Annotated in this window: 20 protein-coding genes; 8 read left to right on the top strand and 12 right to left on the bottom strand. The window is 35.2% G+C overall.

The window, feature by feature from the left end; genetic code table 11:
• Positions 1-12: 12 nt before the first annotated feature.
• The gene (gene cotJC / locus ACVWY7_RS03900; RefSeq protein WP_000265273.1) at positions 13-582 is read left to right on the top strand and encodes a spore coat protein CotJC; all 570 of its coding nucleotides are present in this window, start codon (positions 13-15) and stop codon (positions 580-582) included.
• 218 nt (positions 583-800) lie between these two features.
• Positions 801-2,117, top strand: a complete 1,317-nt coding sequence (gene brnQ2 / locus ACVWY7_RS03895; protein ID WP_001260896.1) for a branched-chain amino acid transport system II carrier protein BrnQ2 — start codon at positions 801-803, stop codon at positions 2,115-2,117.
• A gap of 36 nt (positions 2,118-2,153) precedes the next feature.
• Here the strand turns inward: brnQ2 and ACVWY7_RS03890 are convergent, their stop codons facing one another.
• The 4 genes from ACVWY7_RS03890 to ACVWY7_RS03875 form a co-directional block, all read right to left on the bottom strand.
• Positions 2,154-4,076: an FtsX-like permease family protein gene (locus ACVWY7_RS03890; protein WP_212114594.1), complete on the bottom strand. Its 1,923-nt coding sequence runs from the start codon at positions 4,074-4,076 to the stop codon at positions 2,154-2,156.
• 140 nt (positions 4,077-4,216) lie between these two features.
• On the bottom strand, positions 4,217-5,221 hold the full coding sequence (locus tag ACVWY7_RS03885) for an ABC transporter permease (RefSeq protein ID WP_456523674.1): 1,005 nt from the start codon (positions 5,219-5,221) through the stop codon (positions 4,217-4,219).
• 1 nt (position 5,222) lies between these two features.
• Entirely contained in the window at positions 5,223-6,089 is an 867-nt protein-coding gene (locus ACVWY7_RS03880) for an ABC transporter permease subunit (RefSeq protein WP_142395588.1), read from the bottom strand.
• A gap of 88 nt (positions 6,090-6,177) precedes the next feature.
• Complete coding sequence (locus tag ACVWY7_RS03875; RefSeq protein ID WP_000388691.1) at positions 6,178-6,912, bottom strand: YwaF family protein; 735 nt, start codon at positions 6,910-6,912, stop codon at positions 6,178-6,180.
• A gap of 211 nt (positions 6,913-7,123) precedes the next feature.
• Here ACVWY7_RS03875 and ACVWY7_RS03870 point away from each other — a divergent pair, with 211 nt between their 5' ends.
• The 4 genes from ACVWY7_RS03870 to entC all read left to right on the top strand — a co-directional run bounded on the left by ACVWY7_RS03870 (position 7,124) and on the right by entC (position 11,855).
• Positions 7,124-8,227 (top strand): efflux RND transporter periplasmic adaptor subunit, encoded by a 1,104-nt coding sequence (locus ACVWY7_RS03870; RefSeq protein ID WP_000728791.1) that lies wholly within the window; start codon positions 7,124-7,126, stop codon positions 8,225-8,227.
• The gene (locus ACVWY7_RS03865; RefSeq protein ID WP_000631358.1) at positions 8,224-8,898 is read left to right on the top strand and encodes an ABC transporter ATP-binding protein; all 675 of its coding nucleotides are present in this window, start codon (positions 8,224-8,226) and stop codon (positions 8,896-8,898) included. Before ACVWY7_RS03870 ends, ACVWY7_RS03865 begins: the two co-directional genes overlap by 4 nt.
• Before the next feature lie 26 nt (positions 8,899-8,924).
• Complete coding sequence (locus tag ACVWY7_RS03860) at positions 8,925-10,076, top strand: ABC transporter permease (RefSeq protein ID WP_419146070.1); 1,152 nt, start codon at positions 8,925-8,927, stop codon at positions 10,074-10,076.
• Between the two features lie 447 nt (positions 10,077-10,523).
• Positions 10,524-11,855, top strand: coding sequence for a cell wall-binding protein EntC (gene entC, locus ACVWY7_RS03855; RefSeq protein WP_144507787.1), 1,332 nt, complete (start codon positions 10,524-10,526; stop codon positions 11,853-11,855).
• A 229-nt stretch (positions 11,856-12,084) separates the two neighbouring features.
• On the opposite strand, the gene ACVWY7_RS03850 is transcribed toward entC, so the two are convergent.
• The 7 genes from ACVWY7_RS03850 to ACVWY7_RS03820 all read right to left on the bottom strand — a co-directional run bounded on the left by ACVWY7_RS03850 (position 12,085) and on the right by ACVWY7_RS03820 (position 18,647).
• The gene (locus ACVWY7_RS03850; protein ID WP_000440036.1) at positions 12,085-13,170 is read right to left on the bottom strand and encodes a DUF871 domain-containing protein; all 1,086 of its coding nucleotides are present in this window, start codon (positions 13,168-13,170) and stop codon (positions 12,085-12,087) included.
• Positions 13,160-13,438, bottom strand: a complete 279-nt coding sequence (locus tag ACVWY7_RS03845) for a hypothetical protein (protein ID WP_000900045.1) — start codon at positions 13,436-13,438, stop codon at positions 13,160-13,162. The genes ACVWY7_RS03850 and ACVWY7_RS03845 overlap by 11 nt, the downstream gene beginning before the upstream one ends.
• Positions 13,414-14,724 carry a PTS sugar transporter subunit IIC gene (locus ACVWY7_RS03840; RefSeq protein ID WP_001013054.1) on the bottom strand — a complete coding sequence of 437 codons (1,311 nt, stop codon included), beginning with the start codon at positions 14,722-14,724 and terminating at the stop codon, positions 13,414-13,416. Before ACVWY7_RS03840 ends, ACVWY7_RS03845 begins: the two co-directional genes overlap by 25 nt.
• Positions 14,725-14,806: 82 nt before the next feature.
• Positions 14,807-15,112, bottom strand: a complete 306-nt coding sequence (locus ACVWY7_RS03835) for a PTS sugar transporter subunit IIB (protein ID WP_000275656.1) — start codon at positions 15,110-15,112, stop codon at positions 14,807-14,809.
• A gap of 1 nt (position 15,113) precedes the next feature.
• Positions 15,114-15,434, bottom strand: a complete 321-nt coding sequence (locus ACVWY7_RS03830; RefSeq protein ID WP_000774622.1) for a PTS lactose/cellobiose transporter subunit IIA — start codon at positions 15,432-15,434, stop codon at positions 15,114-15,116.
• Between the two features lie 111 nt (positions 15,435-15,545).
• Positions 15,546-17,486 (bottom strand): BglG family transcription antiterminator, encoded by a 1,941-nt coding sequence (locus ACVWY7_RS03825; protein WP_000169823.1) that lies wholly within the window; start codon positions 17,484-17,486, stop codon positions 15,546-15,548.
• Positions 17,487-17,558: 72 nt separating this feature from the next.
• Positions 17,559-18,647 carry a DUF871 domain-containing protein gene (locus ACVWY7_RS03820; protein ID WP_144507785.1) on the bottom strand — a complete coding sequence of 363 codons (1,089 nt, stop codon included), beginning with the start codon at positions 18,645-18,647 and terminating at the stop codon, positions 17,559-17,561.
• 318 nt (positions 18,648-18,965) lie between these two features.
• Between ACVWY7_RS03820 and ACVWY7_RS03815 the strand changes: the two genes are divergently transcribed.
• The gene (locus tag ACVWY7_RS03815; protein ID WP_000503262.1) at positions 18,966-20,168 is read left to right on the top strand and encodes an MFS transporter; all 1,203 of its coding nucleotides are present in this window, start codon (positions 18,966-18,968) and stop codon (positions 20,166-20,168) included.
• Between the two features lie 330 nt (positions 20,169-20,498).
• Complete coding sequence (locus ACVWY7_RS03810; protein WP_212114592.1) at positions 20,499-22,154, top strand: Na/Pi cotransporter family protein; 1,656 nt, start codon at positions 20,499-20,501, stop codon at positions 22,152-22,154.
• 34 nt (positions 22,155-22,188) lie between these two features.
• Here the strand turns inward: ACVWY7_RS03810 and ACVWY7_RS03805 are convergent, their stop codons facing one another.
• Positions 22,189-23,187: a YhdH/YhfP family quinone oxidoreductase gene (locus ACVWY7_RS03805; protein WP_001016987.1), complete on the bottom strand. Its 999-nt coding sequence runs from the start codon at positions 23,185-23,187 to the stop codon at positions 22,189-22,191.
• Between the last annotated feature and the right edge of the window lie 260 nt (positions 23,188-23,447).

The raw sequence follows: 23,447 nt of genomic DNA, 5'->3' as shown, positions 1-23,447 counted from the left end.
AGGAGAGAAACTATGTGGATTTATGAAAAAAAATTACAATACCCTGTTAAAGTAGGAACTTGTAATCCAGCACTTGCAAAATTATTGATTGAACAATATGGCGGTGCAGATGGAGAATTAGCTGCAGCACTCCGTTACTTAAATCAGCGTTATACAATTCCTGATAAAGTCATTGGCTTACTTACCGATATTGGTACAGAAGAATTTGCTCACCTTGAAATGATTGCTACCATGGTTTATAAGCTGACGAAAGATGCAACTCCAGAGCAAATGAAAGCTGCTGGTCTTGACCCTCATTACGCTGACCATGATAGTGCACTCCACTACCATAACGCTGCTGGTGTTCCATTTACTGCAACCTATATACAGGCTAAAGGTGATCCAATTGCCGATCTATACGAAGATATTGCAGCTGAAGAAAAAGCACGCGCAACATATCAATGGCTCATTAACTTATCAGACGATCCCGACATAAATGACAGCCTACGCTTCTTACGTGAACGAGAAATTGTCCATTCACAACGTTTCCGAGAAGCGGTTGAAATTTTAAAAGAAGAACGTGATAAGAAAATATTTTTTTAACACACGTATCCTAGCGATATGTGTTTTTTTTACGTTTAAAGTTAAATCCTTCTTATTAAACATACAAATAGTATATTTATTCGATTTAATGCATTATTTTTTAATTTTTTCAAAATTCCCTATTGCTTTCTAGTCATCAGACCTTTAAAATAATAACAGTTACTCGACAAATTATTTGAATTTTCGACAAAAACACTCATTAGGAGGATTTTCTTTATATGCGTACAACTCTAAAACCAGCGCAAATACTTTCGATTAGTTTATTACTATTCGCAGTTTTCTTCGGTGCTGGTAATATGATTTTCCCGCCCCTTCTCGGCCTTTCTTCCGGAGAAAATATGTGGATTTCCATTACAGGGTTTATTATTACAGACGTCGGTTTATCTTTACTAGCTATCGTCGCTGTTGCCCTTGCCGGTGGTAGTTTTAACACTTTAGCAAGCCGTGTTCACCCAAAATTCGCAGCAATATTCGCTATCATTATTTATCTTTCAATCGGCCCACTATTTGTTATTCCACGAACTGGATCTGTATCTTATGAAATTGGGATTGCACCACTTTTCCCGGACCAATGGTACTCTATGTTAATCTTTAGTGCGATTTTCTTTACAGTCGTCTACTTCTTATCATTAAATCCATCAAAATTAGTAGATCATATCGGAAAAATATTAACACCAATTTTACTTGGAATTATTGCAATTATGGCAACAAAAGCGATTCTTTCACCAGGAACATTTACAGAACCTATTGGTGACTATAAAGAAATTCCATTTTTCAAAGGATTTCTTGAAGGATTTTTAACGTTAGATGCAATCGGTGCACTTGTACTATCAACGATTGTTGTAAATGCGATTCGTCAAAACGGTATACAAGAAAAGAAATCTATCGCAAAATATACAATCATTTGCGGAAGCATTGCCGCTCTATTCTTAACAATTGTTTACTTCTTACTCGGTTATATCGGGGCTTCAAATGGCAACTTAGGGAATTTTGAAAACGGTGGTCAACTATTAGCGACTGTTATGTATCACTTCTTTGGGACAAGCGGTAACGTTTTATTAAGTATCGCCATTATCTTTGCTTGTTTAACGACAGCAATCGGCGTTGTAAGTGCATTTGCCAACTATTTCGCAACAGTATTAACAAATGTTTCTTACAAAAAGCTCGTACTATACGTTTGTATATTTAGCTTCATTATTTCAAACTTAGGATTAAGTTTACTAATTAAAATTACTTTGCCTGTATTAATTATTCTATATCCAATTACAATCATTTTAATTTTCGTATCATTTATCGATAAATATACGAAACGTAAACCTTCTGTCTACATCGGGGCAATGATCGCAGCATTCCTTATTAGCTGTATTCATGCACTTGATAATGTGGAAATGATACCAAGTTTTATCGCGAATATCGTACACACCATTCCTTTTTATAACTTAGGAATTGGCTGGATTATCCCGGCAATCATCGGTGGTATAATTGGATACTTTATTCCGCAAACAGAAGCTGAAGGTGAAGTTTCTACAAAATAAAAAGAAGCAAGCATGAAATCCATGCTTGCTTCTTTTTTATTTTCTATCGCTACATACTGTATTTCTGTACGAACGGACCGTTAACGTATAGTAACCAAAGTAAGTGATGATATAAACCCCTATACTGCCTAATAAAGGAAGGCTATATTCAAACATGCCTGTAAAGCCCATCAAACTTAAAAATGCAAAGAATGTATGACAAATCGCAAGGAGTAATGGTACTAAGAATATTGCACCTACTTGCTTTCTTACAGACTCTGTTGCTTCCTTTTTCGTTAGTCCAATTTTCTTTAACATTGCATATGCTGGTCGCTCTGCCATCGCTTCTGTTATTTGTTTAAAGTATAAAATACAACCTGTCGCAAGAATAAAGACAATCCCTAAAAATACACTAGCAAATAATAACACTGCACCATCTTGCAATTCAGATTGGCTCGCCTCTTCAAATGATTGGAATTTCGCTTCTTTGGAAAGGATATTCGCTAGATTTTTCGTTACCTCTGCATTACCATTTCCTTCAACAATAAATCCACTTACTGTTGAAATAGCTTTCCCTCTTTGCAACTTATTAAATAACGAATCTTGAACAACAAGTCCAACTGGTGCAAGTTTCGCGCTAACAACTGTTTCTTTGCGGTGATCAACAATTGTTACATCTCTCTTCATCCCTTCAAAGGACACATTATTTCCTTCAAGTGAATTCTTTTCGATGTTATATGATTTATACGGATCTAATAAAACAACTTCCTTTTCAGAACCTAAAACAGCTTTTTTATTACCTAACATAGGAGCTGCTTTATTATAATCTGACTCTTTTATAACTTGTACATTGCCATCACTAATTAAATATCCTGTTAACATACTCGAACCATCTATATTTACTTGCCCCGAAAACAACTCTACTTTTGTTTCACCCTTAATGATTCCTCCATGTTTTTGTATCTCTTCTCTAACTTTCTTATTTAATTCCTTCCCAGTGGTTACATATTCATAACTAACTGGATTCATAAGTGTTGCTGTTTTCTTTGCTCCATAATACATACTAGAACTCATACCAATTGTGCATAGTGTTACCGCACTTAATAAAGAGAGTAAAGCTAACATCTTTACGTTTCCTTTTATTCTAAAGAACAATGAAGAAATCGATAAAATGTTCGTTCCATTCCAATATTTCGTTTTATCTCCCTTGATTGTATAGAGTGATTTCACTGTATATTGCTCAAATAGTAAAAACGTACCTTTTACAATACAGCCAAAAATAAGTAGACCTGTAATAAAAATTGCTCCAAATCCAAAAACTTGTGTAAGTAGCGCAATGATATAACCTGTAATTAATAAAACAATCGCTCGTTTTGCCTTCTTACTTGAATACGTAGGTGCCTCTTCTTTTTGATTTTCGCCATATAGTAATTCAACTAAACGATGCTCATAAATTAACTTTTTACTTTTCCATGATGCAATAAAGAAAATTGCACCTATCGTTATAAGAACTTCTACTATAGATAAAAATGAAATCGTAAATGTAAAAGTAAATGCACTTCCCATTAACTTTACGAGAAACCCTGCGCACATATTCGCTATAAATAAACCAGCAAGAATACCTAACACACTTGCCGCAGCACCAACTAATAATGTTTCATAAAAGAGTAACTTCGCAATCTCCTCTTTACGGATACCTAATAAACTGTATAGTGCAATTTCTTTTTTCTTCTTTCGTAAAAAGAAGCTATTACAATAAAAAATAAATATCGTTAAAAAGATAATCAACAATATTTGTGCAAACGTAAATGTCGTTTCCACCTTATCCGATTCTTTTAAAAGAGCTACTACACTTTCATTTCGTTTAATCGATACGAATGTAAAATAAATAATAATGCTGCCTACTAATGAAATAAAGTATAGAAAATAATGTTTCATATTTCGTTTTATACTACGTTTTGATACTTCTAAAAAATCCATCGTATACCTTCACCCGCCCTCGTATTTCTCTATACATGAAGTGTATACGAAATTGTATTTCTCCCCTATCGATTTTCATTACATCTCTCTTACGATATTGTAATATAACAAAATAAAAAGAACCTAGTCTCCTAGGTTCTTTACATCGTATGCTTAAAAGTAAATAACTCTTCTTTCAACTGCACAACAGATTGTTCCTCTTCTACAACATCCTTCTTTAGCTCTCCTCCTAACCTTACTTTCATCATCGCCTCTTCGATACTTTTTACAATCATATTTCCTGAAAAAATAGTAAGTCCAAAAAATGTAATTGGAACGAGAGGGATCCACGGATTCACTGTTAATGATCTAAAATAGACTCCAATTAGCCCTGACCATTCATGTGTGTAAGATTCTATTTCTTCTATCGGTCCAAAAAACTTAACCGTTCCGCCAAAGAATATTTCTAGTAACCCTAAGTGCAGTAAAATAGTAAGAGTCTGCGTAAACTGCTGAAAAAATACAAGTATAAACGTCATATAAAGATGCGGGAAAAGATGCTTTATAACAATATGTCTTCTCGATCCACCTAATATGCGCGCGGCATCAACAAATTCCTCCGTTCGCAATTTACGAACTTCCTTCGCAACATACAGTGCAATAACTGGCATTACAAGCATTACAAGTAAGACAACTTGAAACGAAGCCCTTTCAAAAAAGGTTGTTGTTTCCTCCCCACTTCCAAATGTACTTGCAAATTGAAGAAAAAAATACGCAATCATAACTGTCGGAATAACTGTAAAACTATCAAAAAAAGACTCAATTTTTGAAAATCCTCTTTTTATGTACGTTCCGAGCACGACACCGAAAAATACACCTATTACCATTCTAAGTGCCGCAATTAAAATAGATATACCAATCGTCCATTTCGCGCCTTCAATGACTAAATGTAAAAGGTCATATCCTTTCCGATCTGTCCCAAGTAAAAATTGTAATGAAGGTGGAAAAGGTGGCACTTGTGGATTTTCATCCGCATCATATTGCAATGTAACTTGTCTAATATGTCCATCATTCCATAACGTATTTCCGATGCTCAAAAGAACTAATAGGAAAAGAAACCCAATGCTTATCCAAAATCTTTTATCACGTTTTATATACGTCCACATATTATAATCTCTCCTTCATCGCAGCCGGAATGAGATAATGAAACAATTTAAATAAAATAAAAATCGGAATATAAATAAGCAGTACACTCACGATAAAAACTTCAATTCTAATACCCTCATACGATTTCAAAAACATAAAAATACCACCCGTATTAAAAATCCATTCTATAATATATAAATTAGATAACATAAAAAAGATATTCGTTTTCGCAAAGAACAATGTACTAAGCAACACATTTCGTAAAATATGACGATTTAAAATATGAAAGCGCCCCAGCCCTTTCGCCTTAGCAAATAGTACATAATCTTTTTCTAGTTCATTTTCAAAACGAAGCACGACCATTTTTACAAACATAATCGTAGTCGGGATGCTCAAACACAATATTGGCAACCCCCTAATCGACTCGCCTCCAATTGAAGCAATTTGAAAAGGTAAAAAACCTGTTTGTTTAAAAAACCATACAACTAAAATTTGTGATACTAAAATAAGAAGGATATCTGGAATGGATTCTAGGAAGATAAGAAATGATTTAATTCGATGTTGTATACGCGGTGAACTACTCATAATTACATAAACAATACAAAATGCTACAAATAATGAAATAAAAAAAGCAGCTAAAAAAATAATAATCGTTTCTTTATAATGGACGAACAACTGTGGAAATAAAAATTTATCTCCCACATATTTAAAATTGGAGATGTCCATTAAATTCACAAACACTTCTTGTAAACTCTGTATGTACTGTGATGCATGCAGCTCAAATCCATAAAATAGTTTCGGCAATGTCCCTAAACAAATAATACCCAAAATCGAAATAAGAAATTGAAGCGTCACTTCCATCCCATTCAGAAAAACTTTTTTGACCACGTTTTCCCTTCTCTCTTTATATAATTTACTCTCTAATTTTATTCTTAATTTTCTGAATTGTAAATATTCATATAAAAAAATCACTAGGCTATGATCCTAGTGATTCTTTATGCGTATGTCCTTCTCTTTTCGCAAACGGCATATACAAAATAAAACATCCAATAAGCGCTGCGAGTTCTAATGAAATAATATAGTAAGGATGCGGTCCTAACATATCAAGTAATGAAGCTGTTTCTGGCTTATGGGCTAAAAACATATAATTACCACCTGTTTTGTAATTTACAAACGAAACAAGCGGAATCAATATGTTTAAAAATACCATCGTGCGTTTAATAGATTGTACTGTCGGACGATAACCTTCTACCCAAGTCATAAAGAGCGGTGCCCAAATGAGCAATATATGCGCGATAAAATATTCAATGAAACGAAAATGCGGAAAAGCATACTGCAAGTTTGGCGTTAAAATGGCTTGTGATGCACCAATAATTCCTGTAAAAAATACAATCTCATATATACGGTAACTTTTCGTTACGATCATAATCGACGCTAACAACAAACTAATCGTACACAACTCGAATGGTAATGAAGTAGCTAGCTCAAAAATCCCAGCTTTCCACTCCCACATGTGCAGTCCAATTTCACTCCCTATAAATAAAAATGCAATCGCATATCGAACCGTTATATTCCACTCATTTTGACGTAATACATCTTGGTATTGATATAAAAAAACGATTCCCACCAACATAATAAATAATATAATGGCATGTTGCCTTGAGTATGGAATAAACGGTTTTAATGGATGCGCACTAAAATAAGCTTCCATCTTCCTTCCTCCTCTCCTTCATACAATATTATTGTAAGAAAAAAAACACGCGTCAATTCATTTGCTTACACTAAGACAACCTCTACCTTACATTTACATATTCATACCTTACAAAACTGTAAGGTTATTGTAAGCTAAAACGATTTGTCAGATTCTTCACCTCTTCTATACTGAATGTAGATACTAAAACGAACGAAAAGGTGATAAATAGATGAAGAAGAAAAATAAAGTGTTAATTACTAGTTTAGTAGCAATCGGAATTGCAGCTGGATCATACTTTGCATTTGCTGGCGGCGGTTCAGAAGTAGCAATGGCATATAGCGGATATAAAGTAACAGAAAAACAAATTGAAAACGCGCAAAAATTTGGCGGTGAAGTTATTCCAAACGGCATCGAAACAATTTCATTTGATCCAACAAAAGGAACGTATGAATTAGCAGTTAAAAAAGGTGATGAAGTAAAAAAAGGGCAACTCCTTTTTAAATACAATGACCCTACTGCTAAACAAGGTGTAACAGAAGCAGAAATGCAAAAGAAAATCGCACAAAAAGAAGTAACATTGTTCCAAAAACAAATTGATACAGCGAAACAAAAATTACAAAAAGATAAAAATGCAGGTCTTCCGGCTGAAGCATTAAAAGCATCAGAAATCGAGGTACAACAATTAGAATCACAGCTTGAAATGAAAAAGTTTGAAGTTGAAAAATCTGATGAAATGATTAAAGCTGCAAAAGAGAGAGTAAACACACTTTCTGTAACGAGTCCTGCTGATGGCGTAATTGATGATATCGTAAAAATTGCTGATGAAAAAACAGGTATGAGCGGTATTACACTTCGTCACGCTGGTCCATTTAAAGTAAAAGGTCAACTTTCTGAATATGAGCTTGCTAGTATGAAAGTTGGGCAAGAAGTAACTGTTTCTTCAAAAACGGTCGCTGGTAAGACTTGGACAGGAAAAGTAACAGAAATCGGTTCTACACCATTAAAGAGTATGGACGAAAACAAAACAGTTTCTAACTATCAATTCACTGTCACATTAGATAATAGTGAAGAATTACAAAACGGCTTCCACGTTTACGTAACGAGTAAATCTGGCGAAGCAACTGGTACAATTGTTCCGAAAAGCAGCATCGTGAAAAAAGGTGACAAAAATGTTGTCTTCGTCATAAAAGACGGTAAAGCGAAAGAACAAGCAATTACTGTTGAATTCGAGACAGATAGCGAAGCAAAAGTTTCTGGAGTGAAAAAAGGAGAACAAATTATCTCTAAACCGGAAAAAGACTTAAAGGATGGTATGGAGGTCGTCGCCCAATGATTACCTTAAAAGGCATCACGAAATCCTTCCAAAATGGTGCAGAGTCCGTTCAAATATTACACGGAATTGACGTAACACTGAACCAAGGAGAATTCACTTCTATTATGGGACCATCTGGTTCTGGTAAATCAACATTAATGAACATTATCGGTTGTTTAGATAAACCAACGACAGGTACGTACGAACTAGCTGGGCAAAACATTTCAAACATGTCTGAAACAGAACTTGCACATGTTCGTAATAAAGAGATCGGATTCGTATTCCAAAACTTCATGTTATTACCGAGACTTTCAGCACTTCAAAATGTAGAGCTCCCTCTTATTTACGCTGGAGTCGATAAAAAAGAAAGGCGTGAGCGCTCATTAGCTGCTTTAACAAAAGTAGGTTTAGCTGATCGTGCTACTCACCTGCCGAACGAACTATCAGGTGGACAAAAGCAGCGTGTCGCTGTTGCACGCGCAATCGTAAATAACCCGAAATTTATCTTAGCCGATGAACCGACGGGGGCACTTGATACGAAAACAAGTACACAAATTATGGACCTCTTTTACGAATTAAATAAACAAGGCTCAACAATCATTATGATTACCCACGATCGTGAAATTGGGGAAGCAGCAGCACGCCAAATTGTAATTCGTGACGGAAATATCGTCCAAGATTGGAGAGGTTAATTTTGAACACGAGTGAAAATATACGCATGGCCCTTTCCTCTATCTTTGCTCATAAAATGCGTTCTATTTTAACGATGTTAGGTATTATTATCGGTATTAGTGCCATTATTACTATCATTTCAATGGGTGATGGTACTAACGCAAAGTTTAAAAAAGAGTTAGGCCAAGGAAAAGATAACGAAGTAACGATTTACTACAACAATCCTGACTATGGAACAGATAATGCCAAAATTACAGCTGATATGCTAAACCGACTGCAAACTGTACCAGGCGTTAAAGATGTGTATCCAGATGTAAGTATGAAAGTAAAAGCATCTGCTGGTTCAAAAGATGTAAATCTTGATTTAAAAGGTGGAACAGGCGCCTTTATGACAGATTCGAAGATAAAATTAGTTCACGGTCGTGAATTAAACGACAGTGAGCTAAACCAAGCAATCCCTGCTGTTATATTAAATGAAGAAGCTTTCAACAAATTATTTAGTAGTTGGGAATCAAATCAATACACAGATATAAAAGGAAAGCCGTATAAAATAGTCGGTGTATACGAAACGAAAAACGACTTCGGAATGCCTATGCCTGAAGGTTATACATCACTTGAAAATGCCCCTGTCATTTCAGGAGTAAATGAGTATGACTCTGTCAGATTAACAATGACCTCTCCGACAGAACGTAAAAATGTAGAAAAACAAGCCGTTTCCGTTTTAAACGAAATGAAAGCTCCTAAATTTGAGCACAAATTCGAAGCACAAGACTTAGGTGAATTTACGAAGCAATTAGATGAATCAATCGGTATGATGAAGATGGTATTCGGTGGTATTGCCGCTATCTCCTTACTTGTCGGTGGTATCGGTGTAATGAACATCATGCTTGTATCTGTAACAGAACGCACACGTGAAATCGGTATTCGTAAAGCTCTTGGTGCAACGCGCGGTAAAGTATTAACACAATTCTTAATTGAATCTTGTATTTTAACAGGACTCGGTGGTTTCATCGGATTTATGCTCGGTATCTTCTTCGCTTGGATCGTCTCATTCTTTGCTGGATGGCCACTCGTTGTTTCAAAAGAACTTGGACTTCTTGCAGTAGGTATCTCCATGTTAATCGGTATTATATTCGGTTTACTTCCAGCTAACAAAGCTGCAAAACTGGATCCAATTGAATGTTTACGATATGAATAAACAAAAACGTAGGAGTTTACACTCCTACGTTTTTTATTTATCTATTAAATCGTGTTTCTTCTATTATATATGTTTCACGTTATAAACATCTTTAATTATTTTAACCTACTAAATCTATTATAGAATCCTATTATTGCAAAAATACTATGTGAAAGTCGAAAATCAAGGCGTAATTTTTTCCATACCTCGACTTATTTTGTAACAATTATAGCGATATTTTATTAAATTTCACCTCATTTCTATTTCTCCACAACTAAAATAGTTATCTTTGCATAACTACTTTTCTGTTCCGACAGCAAAATACGCCATTTTTGTAATGATTACGAAACAATTACGTAATAATACAGAAACACTATTAACCTATCAGAAATTGAAATACTACCTTTTTTATGCATCATATGCTCTAACCTCCCCTAAAAACTATAAGAAAGCGCTTTTAGGATATTACTGGAATTATTACAGAATATTAATGACCCGTTACGAAAGCTTTGTAATTTTATGTTTTTCGCAAATAAGAAAATAATGGTTGCTATAATGAGGTCAACGAAAACAAATGCAATGGAGGCTATTATGAAAAAATTTATGGGTATAGCAACAGCAGCGGTTTTTGGTCTTGGGATTTTCACAACATCTGCTAAAGCAGAAACAATCGTAACGACTGATGTACTAAATGTACGAGAAAACCCAACTACTGAATCAAAAGTTGTAGGAAAATTATTAGATGGATATAAAGTTAACGTTTTACATACAGAAAACGGATGGTCAAAAGTGAAATTGAATAGCGGTAAAGAAGCTTTCATTAGCGCTGACTACACAAAAGACACTTACTACGTAACAGCTAACGTATTAAATGTACGTGCTGGTGCAAACACAGACTCAGAAATTCTTGGTAAACTGAAACAAGATGATGTAATTGAAACAACACACCAAGTTGAAAATGATTGGATCCAATTTGAATATAACGGAAAAACAGCTTATGTTCATGTTCCTTACTTAACAGGTAAAGCTCCAGTTAAAGTTCAACCAGCAGTAAAAGTTGAAAAAACAACGAAAGTTCAAGATACAGCTAAAACTGTAGCAGCAACTAAAGCTCGTGAAGTAGCTGAAACGCAAGCTAAAGCTCAGGAAGCAACTAAAGCTCGTGAAGCAGCTGAAGCTCAAGCAGCGGCTAAAGCCCAAGAGGCAGCTAAAGCTCGTGAAGCAGCTAAAGCTCAAGCTTCTGCTAAAGCTCAGGCAGAAGCTGAAGCTCAAGCAGAAGCTAAGGCTCAAGAAGCAGCTAAAGCTCAAGAAGCAGCTGAAGCTCAAGCAGCGGCTAAAGCCCAAGAGGCAGCTAAAGCTCGTGAAGCAGCTAAAGCCCAGGCAGAAGCTGAAGCTCAAGCAGAAGCTAAGGCTCGTGAAGCGGCTAAAGCTCAAAAACCAGCTACACAACAACCTGTTGCAAAAGAAACTGAAACAAGTGCACCATCATCTTCTCGTGAGTTACGCGTTGTAGCAACAGCTTACACAGCAGATCCGCTTGAAAATGGTTATAAAGCAGGCGACCAAGTAAAATCAGCTATGGGTCATAACTTAACAGCTAATCCAAACATGAAACTAATCGCAGTTGATCCAAGTGTCATTCCATTAGGTTCAAAAGTATGGGTTGAAGGTTATGGAGTAGCAATCGCTGGTGATACTGGTGGAGCTATTAAAGGAAATAAAATCGACGTTTTAATGCCAGACAAAGGTACATCAAGTAACTGGGGACGTAAAACAGTTACAGTTAAAGTATTAAACTAGTTCGTATAAAAAGAGTCAGTCTCATTGAGGCTGACTCTTTTTGCGTTCCTTCTAAAGAAAAATATACTTCTATCTGAAATTATATCAACGATTTTTCGAATATATCTATCGTAACTTATAATATATCAACGATTAAACAAGAGATATCGATTTACCGACAAACTTTGACATTAAAAAGTACTTTATGATAAAAAGGCTGCCCAAAATTCGGACAGCCTCCTATACTTCTCTATTCCACACAAGTAAACTGTGTCCAAGCTCCTACATAATCTAATAAGAATAACTCTTCTTCCGCAATTGTACCGACAATATTTTTCCTTTCATCTATCGGCATTTCTTTTAGAATGATTTGTAGTTCGCCTTTATACTTACCAAATGAGTTGTTACCAATTACAACTTGCCCTCTTTCCTGTAGTACACCTTTGCGCACTGGGAAGTCATAGCCTTTGTACTTTTTACGTACTTCTGTAGAACGTACCATATATTCTGTTATGTCACCGCGTCTTACGTGTAATTCTTGCAGCGTGGCTCTCTTCTCTACTTCAGTCGCCTCGTCTACAAAGTTTACTTTCAGCTGTAACATGTAACGATTTAAGTTTCCTAGTTTCTCTAACTCTTCTTCACTCGCATAAGCATTTCCGATAATCACATCATCGATTAACCCTGTTGCCCATACATGTTTTGCTTGTACTTCAATTGGTAAATTACGATGCTGTTCTAACGTACATAATCCGTCATTAATATCCCATGGACCGATGTCACCTGCATGTGACGTAATAAATGCTGCTGTGCGAATACCATACTTTTTAAAGCGTTCACTACAGCGAATGAAATAGTCATACGGAAGTCCAGTAAATTTTTGCGGATAGAAGTTATGACAACCGATTAAAGCTGACTTATTCGCTTGATGCGAAAGAATATTTTCTAAGTACGCAATATCGTTACTTACGTTCAGCTCAATTTTTAAGCCGTACGGATTATTCGTCATTTTCGCTTCAGTTAATCCGTCAAATCCTAAATCTAATCGAATACCGTCTGCACCTAACTCTGCGAAAAATGATAGATCACTATAACTAATACCGAGCTGATCAAAGACAGCCGGAGCTACATCTAAAATCACTTCCATATTGTTATCTTTTGCGTGATGAATAATTTCTTTAAATTCAGCTACAATCTCTTCTTTCGGACGATTCACAGATAATAAACAAGTGAATATTCTTGAAAAACCGTGGCGTGCCGCTGCCGAAATGTATGCCATATCTTTTTCTTTCGTTGAATGCTCTGGATAAAGTGAAATTCCTAATTTACGCTCCATGCTTTTGCATCTCCTTCACACGTTGTATTAATGCCATGCTCGTAAATCTATATTTTGCAGATAAACATGTTGCACATAAAATTGTCGGTACAATAATTACGTACGGTGATTGCAATCCTAACAGTACATATGCACCCATTGAACAACCGATAAATAAAACTGATACTAGTAGTAACACTAATAAAGATTTACTTTGTACCCATTTCGAATAATGGGCAATACACTGTCCGACCACGAATGTAATTAAGATGATAATTGCTCCGAGCATTCTGTTTTCTCCTCTCCTGCTAATTGTTGTTTCTCATACATTTTGAAGAATGGATAGTAAATAACAAATGAGATAACAAAGTTAACAAGTACAAGTACACCAGCCATAATTGTCCAGTCCGTACTAATAATCGCTGCAATTGGTGCTAACATCGTAAATGGCAGTTTCGCCATCATCATCGGAATCATACCTGAAACAACTGCGAAATATGATACTGTCGTTGTCACTAACGGTGTAATAACGAACGGAATAATTAAGATTGGATTCATTACAATTGGTGCCCCGAAAATAATCGGTTCGTTAATATTGAATAAGCCTGGCACAAATGATAATCTACCTAACTCTTTTAGGAACTTAGATTTAGAGAACATAAACATAATTACTAAAGCTAACGTTGAGCCCGATCCACCAATCCATACGAACCATTGAATAAATTGCTCTGTAAATAAGTTTGGTAATTGATGTGCATTTCCTGTAGCTGTGAATACTTCCATATTTTCAAGAATTGCTGAATCCCACATTGGACGAATGATCGGTCCTAAAATCGCAGGGCCATGTATACCGAATGACCAGAAGAATACGATTAAGAATACTGTTAATAAACCGCCGAATAAATTATTTCCTACTAATACTGATTTTAATGGTGCGATTAAATACGTGATTGTTGTATTTACATCAAATTTCAAACCGTAACGAATACCCCAGAATAAAAGAATAACTGCTAATGTTGGAATTAATGCTGCAAATGAATTTGAAACTGCTGGTGGTACACTATCTGGTAATTTAATCGAAATATTATGCTTAATCATAAAGTGATAAATTTCTACTGCAATTAAAGCTGTAACAATTGCGCCAAATAAAGATGTCGCACTTAATGTTCCTACTGAAATATATCTACCCGCATCAATAACACCTGGTACAGCTTTCGTAATTTGAATTGGTTCAACCGATGCTAGTAAAAAGGCGAGTACAGATAATAACCCTGCACTTAATTGATTGAGCTGATAAAAATTTGCGAGCGAAGCTCCTACCCCAAATGCTGCGTATAACGCCATTAATCCTACTGTAAATCGGAATGGAATATCTAAAATATGGCGAAACGGTGCAATCCATTCCATATATGCATCAATTGGTAAGTTTAAAAAGATAACGAAAAATGATCCGACAATCGTTAACGGTAATGTAGAAATAACCCCGTTTCGAATTGCTAATAAATGCCGCTGTCCGGCAATCTTTTGCGTTGTTGGCATAATCTTTTGTTCCATAAAACTCATAAATCCATTCATCAAAACCCCTCCTCTTTCTCTTTTCTATGAAAGAACGAAATAAAGTTATAACATTATAATGTTTATATTTAAAAAAATATAATTATGCTAAAACTAATTGTTCTGCTTGTTTCAGTACTTTCAAACCATCACACATGCCATAATCTCGTTGGTCTATAATTGCAACTGGTATATTGTATGAATTTGCAAGAAACTGTACGGCTGGAAATAAATATTTCACTTGTGGCCCAATTAAAACGACATCAGCTTCCTTAATTTCAAGCTTCACTAGTTCTGAATCAACTGCCTTAATTTTATAATTCTTTCCTTGCTTGTTTGCTTCTTCTTGCATTTTTCTTACGACCATACTCGTTGACATGCCTGCTGCACAACATAGTAAAATGTACATCTTATGCTATCACTTTCTCTTCCATTCGTTTATGAAGAGTAATAAATTCTTCCGCAAGTTCTTTCACTGTAATTGCATTCATTAAATGATCTTGTGCATGTACTAACAGTAAACTGATTTCTGCATGATTTCCTCTTGCTTCTTCTTGAATTAAATCTGTTTGAATGCGATGAGCTGCTGAAATTTCTTCACTAGCAAGTGTCATCTTTTCACTCGCATTCTCAAAATCTCCTTTTCTTGCAAAAGCAATTGCTTCAAGCGCTGCACTTCTCGCGTTGCCACCATGTAAAATTAACGCAAATGGAGTTTGCATATCAGCCATTTTAAATTCCCCCAAGCTATCTTTTTTCTATGTTTTTATCTTATTATGAAAACGCATACAATTAAACATAAAAAACTTCCGTTGTGTAACGGAAGTTTTTACATACTTTTCTTATATAGATAGTAATACCTCTTGGAAATCTTCAATACCTTCAGCATGCGTTAATTTCTCTATCGTACTTTGACTAGACATAATATCATATAAAAAATCATAAAGACGTTGTAAATCCTCATTATTATTGCGCTTTACACTAAATAAAATAATAACTTGTACTTTCTTACCTCCCCAATCAACAGCTTTTTCAAGTGTACAAAACATCAAAAATGTTTCCGCACTTAATAACTGCATCGGATGTGGAATCGCAACTAAATTTCCAACCGCTGTAGGAGATGTATTCTCTCTTTCCATAACAGAGTCATAAAAGTGTTCTGGTACATAGTTTTTCTCAGCGGCTTTCTCACATAAAAATTGGATAACCTCTTCCTTCGTAGAAGCACTATGATTTAAAAAGATTAAATCTTCCTTCATATATTGCTGTACACTATTATTCACATGCGTAAACAACTGCTGACCAATTGACTTAATCTCGTTATCATCAAATATTGAGTTTACTTTTATAATAGGTACAGGTAAACCACTTGGTATATGAATCGTACTAATAATACAATCTATCTTTTCTTTATACAGATCTTCCACTTTCAATTGGTAGTAACCTGTAATCCCTACAATCTCTAATTTATCTCGGAACTGTGATAAAATTTTATATTTCAATAGCTGGGCGCTTCCTTGACCAGTCGCACAAACTAATAAACATCTCTTCTTTTGATTTTGTTCCTGTAAACGGCTCATTGCTCCGCCGAAGTGAATTGCAATATAACCAATTTCACTTTCCGGAATCGACTCACCTGTATATTCACCAATTATATCCCCAACGAGAACCGCAATTTCAAAAGCATACGGATAATTCTTTTTCACTTCTGCCAAAAGAGGGTTTCTCGTATTTAACTTATACTTCAAACGGTTTAATAACGTTTTTAAATGAACACCAAATCCAAATAATAATTCTTCATCATAATAAAAAATAAGATTCCGTTCTTCCGCTACTTTAAAAAGAATATGTTGCATAAATGCATATAGATCTTTCCCTAATAGTTCTTCCACATTTTCATAACGATCTTTCGATGTGACAGCAGTACTCAATAAATGCATTGTCACATATAAAACTTCTTCTTCTGGAAATGAAAGATGCAACTCTTTCTCTAAATCCCCTACAATCTGTTTCGCAATTGCATATTCTTTCTTTATTATAAGTTCAGCTTGCTCCTTATTCAGCCCTTTCATATAATGCTGATTTTCACAACGCTTTAATGCAATTGCAATATGAATGACTAAATTATCAATTTCTATATCTGATAAATATATCGTCCCTCCCTCGATATACTTTAATATAACCGAACGGATAAGCGGTATATGAGGTAACGATAAATATATATCACTCTGCTCAAATTGCTCATGAAATGGAGTATGGTCATAACGCGGTAAACTATATTGTGATAAACAAGAACGAATATGAAACTCCTCTCCCACAATACGTATACCATAATACGGTCTCTTTTCAATTTGTAATTGATAGCGACCACATATATCTGTAACATCTTTCATAATTAAATTTACAGTCGATTTACTTACATAAATCTCCTCTGCTAACTGTGAAAGCTTCACATATCCCTCGGTGGTTAAAATACGTTGCAGAATGTACGCTATCCTTTCTTCATAAGAAGTTGGGATTTTTTCCGTCTGTTTTTGAAATAGACTCACACAAAACTCTTCAAACTTCTTCGTTTGTATAATTTCTAGCTCGTATCCAGTCCCTCTTTGCGATTCAATTTTCGCTCCGTTTTCTTCCAATATATCATTTAATAATTTTATATCTTTTTGAATCGTCTTCGTTGATACATGTAAACGGCTCGCTAAAAAAGCTCGATTTAACATCGATTTCTCTTCTAAAAACTCCTCTAAAATAGAAATTAATCGCTGATGCACCTTTGTCATAGCTCTTCCTCTCACTATATATATAAAAAGGAAAAAGCTGCTGAAGTCAGTAGTTTTTCCCTTTTATTTTATCTATTTCTTTAATGTAAATCCGAATTTATCCCATGCTTGTAAATAATCTAATAAGAAAATCTCTTCTTCTACAATTCGACCAACTACATTTGTTTTTCCTGTATTCACCATATCTTTTAATGCAATTTGCAATTCACCTTTATATTGGCCATATTGCTCATTATCAATTAGAAGATCGCCGCGCTTAATTTCACGTGTATTATGAGGTTTAAACTCTTCCTTTTTATATTTCACACGGCTTTGTGTCGAGCGAATCATATATTCAGATACATCCCCGCGATAAAAATGAGGTTCGTCTAATACGATAATTCTTTCTAGTTCTGTCGTTGTATCATATAACTCTATATCAAATGTTTGTTTCTCTTTATTTAATGCACCTAGTGCTTGTAATTCTTCTTCTGATGCATAAGCGTTCGCAATAATAACATCATCAATTAATTCTGTTGCAAATAAATGCTTCGCTTGTGTTGTCATTGGTAATTCACGATGCTGCTCTAACGTACATAATCCTTCTGTTACTGGCCAAGGTCCATATGTTGCATCAAATGATGAAATAAAAGCAGCCGTTCTCATACCGTAATCTTTAAATTGTTTCGAGCATGTAATAAAATGATCGTATGATAATCCGGAATAACGATGCGGATAAAAATTATGGCAACCAATTAAATTTTCACGATTTGGTCTATGACTCATAATGTTATCTACATACTTCGTACCGTTACTCATATTAATCTCAATTTTTAAGCCATACGGATTGTACGTCATAATTGATTCTTCTAATCCTGAGAAACCAACATCTAAACGAATACCGTACGCACCTAGTTCATGGAAGAACGATAAATTATTATACGAAATACCTAGCTGTTCAAAAACAGCTGGACTAATATCAACTAACACTTGAAACCCTAACGCATTTGCATGAGAAATCGTTTCTTTAAACTCTTCTATAATTTTCTCTTTTTCACCATCTACAGATAATAAACATGTAAATACACGAGTAAATCCGTATTTACTTGCTAATGTTAAATACTCTTTATCTTTCTCTACTGTTGAATGTTCTGGATAAATAGAAATACCTAATCGTCTCATATGTACACGCCTCTTTCTTCATCATATTGTAAACCTTTTCAAATATATGTAGTGAAAAAGTATATATCCCCTTCTCTTTCACTACTTTTTGAATCCGCTTTCGTTAAAGAAAAAACAATTTCTATCATTCATAACAACTACCAGTCTATACATCTATACTTTACATCTTTTTTTCATAGTTGTGTAGTCTTTCCACAAATTTGTCAGTTTTTTACCTCGAAAATTGTTGTACGTTTTCAAGGCACCTTCCTTGACTGTTACATTGGCCAATACATATACTCGAAAGAAAAGAGAAATTTTTATATAGGGGATGAATATATGGGAGAAGCAATACTCGTAAAACGAGAACCGTTATGGACGAAAGAATTTGTCGCGCTAATTCTAGCAAACTTATGTATGTTTTTAGGATTTCAAATGTTAATTCCGACTTTACCTGTTTATGTGAAAGAAATTGGAGGTACAAGTTCCAATATTGGATTTGTTGTCGGCATGTTTACTGTTGCGGCACTTTTTGTTAGACCGCTAACTGGAAATGCCTTGCAAAAATTCAGCAAAAAAATCATTTTAATGATTGGCACTGCTATTTGTTTACTCGCTATGGGTAGTTATCTTTTCGCTTCAACGGTTTTCCTATTGCTTGCCGTTCGAATTTTACACGGAGCCGGTTTTGGTATTACAACGACTACATATGGAACTGTCGTTTCCGATTTAATTCCGCAAGCTCGCCGCGGTGAGGGCATGGGATATTTCGGCCTTTCTGGAACGATTGCAATGGCGCTCGGTCCACTTATCGGACTTTGGCTTATGCAAACATATAACTTCACGATTCTTTTTTTATGTGCACTTTCCTGTACAATTGTTTCATTAATATTAACGAAACTACTTCAAATTAAAAAATCACCACAACCACCAAAGCAAACATCTGGTACCTTTCTCGATGGATTTATTGAGCGCAAAGCTTTACTTCCTTCATTATTAATATTATGTATTACATTAATGTACGGGGGAATCGGAAGCTTTATTACGTTATTTGCTACGGAAGTCGGCATTGCTGATATAAGCCTCTTCTTCTTATTTAATGCACTTGCAATCGCTGTTACTCGTCCATTTTCCGGAAAGTTATATGATGCGAAAGGTCATTCATTCGTAATTATTCCAGGAGTTATTATTACGTTTACAGGGATTATTTTATTGTCGTATACAACTACCATTCCAAGCTTAATTATTGCAGCAGCATGCTACGGAAGTGGTTTCGGAGCGATTCAACCTGCACTACAAGCGTGGATGATCGACCGAGTAGCACCGCACCGACGAGGAGTCGCAACAGCTACATTCTTCTCAGCATTTGACCTTGGAATTGGTGCTGGCGCGATTATTTTTGGATTCATTGCACATTTTACAAACTACGCAACTGTATATCGTTATTCCTCTCTACTACTTATTGCTTTCCTGTTCATTTACATTACAAGTGTAAAAAAACAAAAGCATGGTGATAAAAATACGGAAAAAGCTGCTGGATAATTCCAGTGGCTTTTTTACGTATTTTTGACGTTATAAAACTACATGCATTTTCCTACATATTTTTTTACCTTTCATCAAAAAATATACGATGAACTCGCAGACGCTTTCTTTGATATCCAACCGAACATCACTTTTCTAAAAAGTGTGATTTTTTTACAGAAATACGATTTACAAAAGATAAAAACCAATAAAATACAGCTGTTTCTTTAAAGAATTGTAAACTTTTTATCCCTTTGTAAATTTAGTGTAAATTTTACTGATAAATCGTTTACAGTGGCTCACGATTTAGTTAATAATTACATCGTACATGAAATTTAAGGAGTGGAATGCGTGGAATACAATGTTCAAGATATGATCTTCCAGTTCATTGGTGGATTAGGTATTTTCTTATTCGGAATTAAATACATGGGCGATGGACTGCAACAAGCAGCTGGAGATCGTCTTCGCGATATTCTAGATCGCTTTACAACAAACCCACTGATGGGTGTACTAGCAGGTATGTTAGTTACCGTATTAATCCAATCAAGTTCAGGAACAACCGCTTTAACAGTCGGACTTGTAAGTGCCGGATTTATGACATTAAGACAAGCAATTGGTGTTATTATGGGTGCGAACATCGGAACGACAGTTACTGCATTTATTATCGGAATTAAAATCGGAGAATACGCTCTCCCAATTATGGCAATTGGAGCTATCTTACTATTCTTCTTTAAAAATAAAAAAGTACATTCTTTCGGTCAAGTTATATTCGGTTTTGGTATGTTATTCTTCGGTTTAGAATTAATGAGCACAGGTATGAAGCCTCTTCGCTCTTTAGAATCATTCCAAGAATTAACGGTTAGCATGAGTGATAATCCAATTCTAGGTATTGTTGTTGGTACAGTCTTCACTTTAATTGTACAAAGCTCAAGTGCAACAATCGGTATTTTACAAGAACTATTCGGTCAAGGTGCAATCGATTTACAAGCTGCTCTTCCTGTATTGTTCGGTGATAACATCGGTACAACAATTACAGCTATATTGGCAGCAATCGGTACTTCAATTGCCGCAAGACGCGCAGCATTAGTTCACGTTATCTTTAATATTGTCGGTACAATCATCTTTACAATTTTATTAATACCTTTTACAAATTTAATTCAATATTTCCAAACGTCATTAAACTTAAATCCAGAAATGACAATTGCATTTGCACACGGAACGTTTAACGTAACAAATACTATTATTCAATTCCCATTCATCGCTGTATTAGCATGGATTGTAACGAAAATTATTCGCGGGGAAGATGCTGCTATTGATTTCAAACCGCAACATTTAAATCCAATCTTTATTGAACAATCTCCAGCTATCGCTTTAACTGAAGCACAAAAAGAGATTATTCGTATGGCTGAGTTTTCATTACATGGATTAAAAGAAGCAAACCAATTTTTAAACACACAAGATAAAAAACACGCTGACATGGCTACTCAATTAGAAGGAGCTATTAACAATTTAGATAAAAAAATTACCGAGTATTTAGTTTTACTATCAGAAAAACCACTTTCACCAACAGACTCTGAGAAGCATTCAGTTCTAGCAGGTGTTGTTGGAGATATTGAACGTGTCGGTGATCATGTAGAAAACCTTGTAGAACTTGTTGATTTCCAAATTTCAAACCGTGTTTCCCTATCAAACGAAGCCCTAGCTGAATTAAATGAAATGCTTGAGTTAACAATCTCAACATTACAAGATGCAGTTGAAGCTTTAACAAACTTCGATACTGAACTAGCTCAAACTGTTATTGCAAAAGAACGTAAAATTGACCAAATGGAACGTGTTCTTCGTAAACGTCACGTATTACGTCTAAACGAACGTAGCTGTTCAGGTGATGCAAGTATCATCTACGTTGATATGGTAAGCAACTTAGAGCGTATTGGTGATCACGCTGTAAATATTGCTGATGGTGTTTTAGGTGAACAAGGTAAAATCAATTTAAAACAATCATTATAATAGGAAAGAGACGCTAATGTAAGCGTCTCTTTTTTTATTTCATATTTACAACAGTTCTTCCTTTTAATTTCCCTTGCAATATAAGTGTAAACTTTTCATCTAACTCTTCTAATGTACATTCTTCTGTATAAGATCGTAGCTCTTTATTTTCCCATTCACTTGCTAAGAGCGTCCACACATCTCTTCTCACATCGACTGGACATTGCACTGAATCTACCCCTAACAGGCTTATACCTCGCAAAATAAAAGGATATACCGTTGTTTGTAATTCCTGCCCTGCCACATTACCGCATGTCGTTACGCACCCGCCATACTTTACCATTTTTAAAGCTGTTTCTAACATATGTCCACCTACAGTATCGATAACCCCGGCGTATATTCCTTTTAACATTGGTCTTCCGGATTCATCATTCAATTCCGCGCGATGAATCACTTTTTTCGCTCCTAGACGTAGTAGCATCTCTTCCTCTTCCATTTTCCCTGTCGCTCCTACTACGCTAAACCCTAACTTACTTAAAATACTAACAGCTACACTTCCTACGCCACCTGTAGCACCCGTTACTAAAACATCGCCCATACTAGGCGTTACTCCTGCTCTAATAAGCTTATATACTGATAAGGCAGCTGTAAAACCTGCTGTCCCGTACATCATACTTTCTTTTAATGACATTTCCTCTGGTAAAGGAACAATCCAAGACGCCGGCACGCGAATATACTCTCCGAAACCACCAGAAGTATTCATCCCTAAATCATATCCCGTTACAATGACTTGATCTCCCGCCTTAATGGTAGCATCCTTACTACTCACAACCACTCCTGCTGCATCAATTCCTGGCGTATGAGGATATATTCTCGTAACACCTTTATTACCTGTGGCTGAAAGAGCGTCTTTATAATTTAATGAAGAATAATGAACCTGTATGAATACGTCCCCTTCAGGTAAACTACTTACTTCTCTCGCTACAACGTTTCTTACAAACTGCTTACTTTCTGTTTCGTTCACAACAATTGCTCGGAATGATGTATGATTCATTATGCTCTCTCCTTTATCCGTAAATTTCTTCTTTATTATATAGAAGAAATAAGTAAACCTACTCGTTTCTTCTTGGCTATATTTCAACAAATCTTACTTCTCTATCACTTTCTCACAATACATATTTTCATTTCTACTAAAACAACTTATACTTATTCTATATCTAAAAAATATAATATAGAATATCTGACTTTTTATAAATATATTGAATTTTTACGAAATGTAAATGTTTTGTAATGTTTTTTTTCGCTAAATTTCAT

The sequence above is a fragment of the Bacillus sp. TE9106W genome, assembly GCF_054062215.1.
This window is presented reverse-complemented; position numbering and strand designations above follow the sequence as displayed.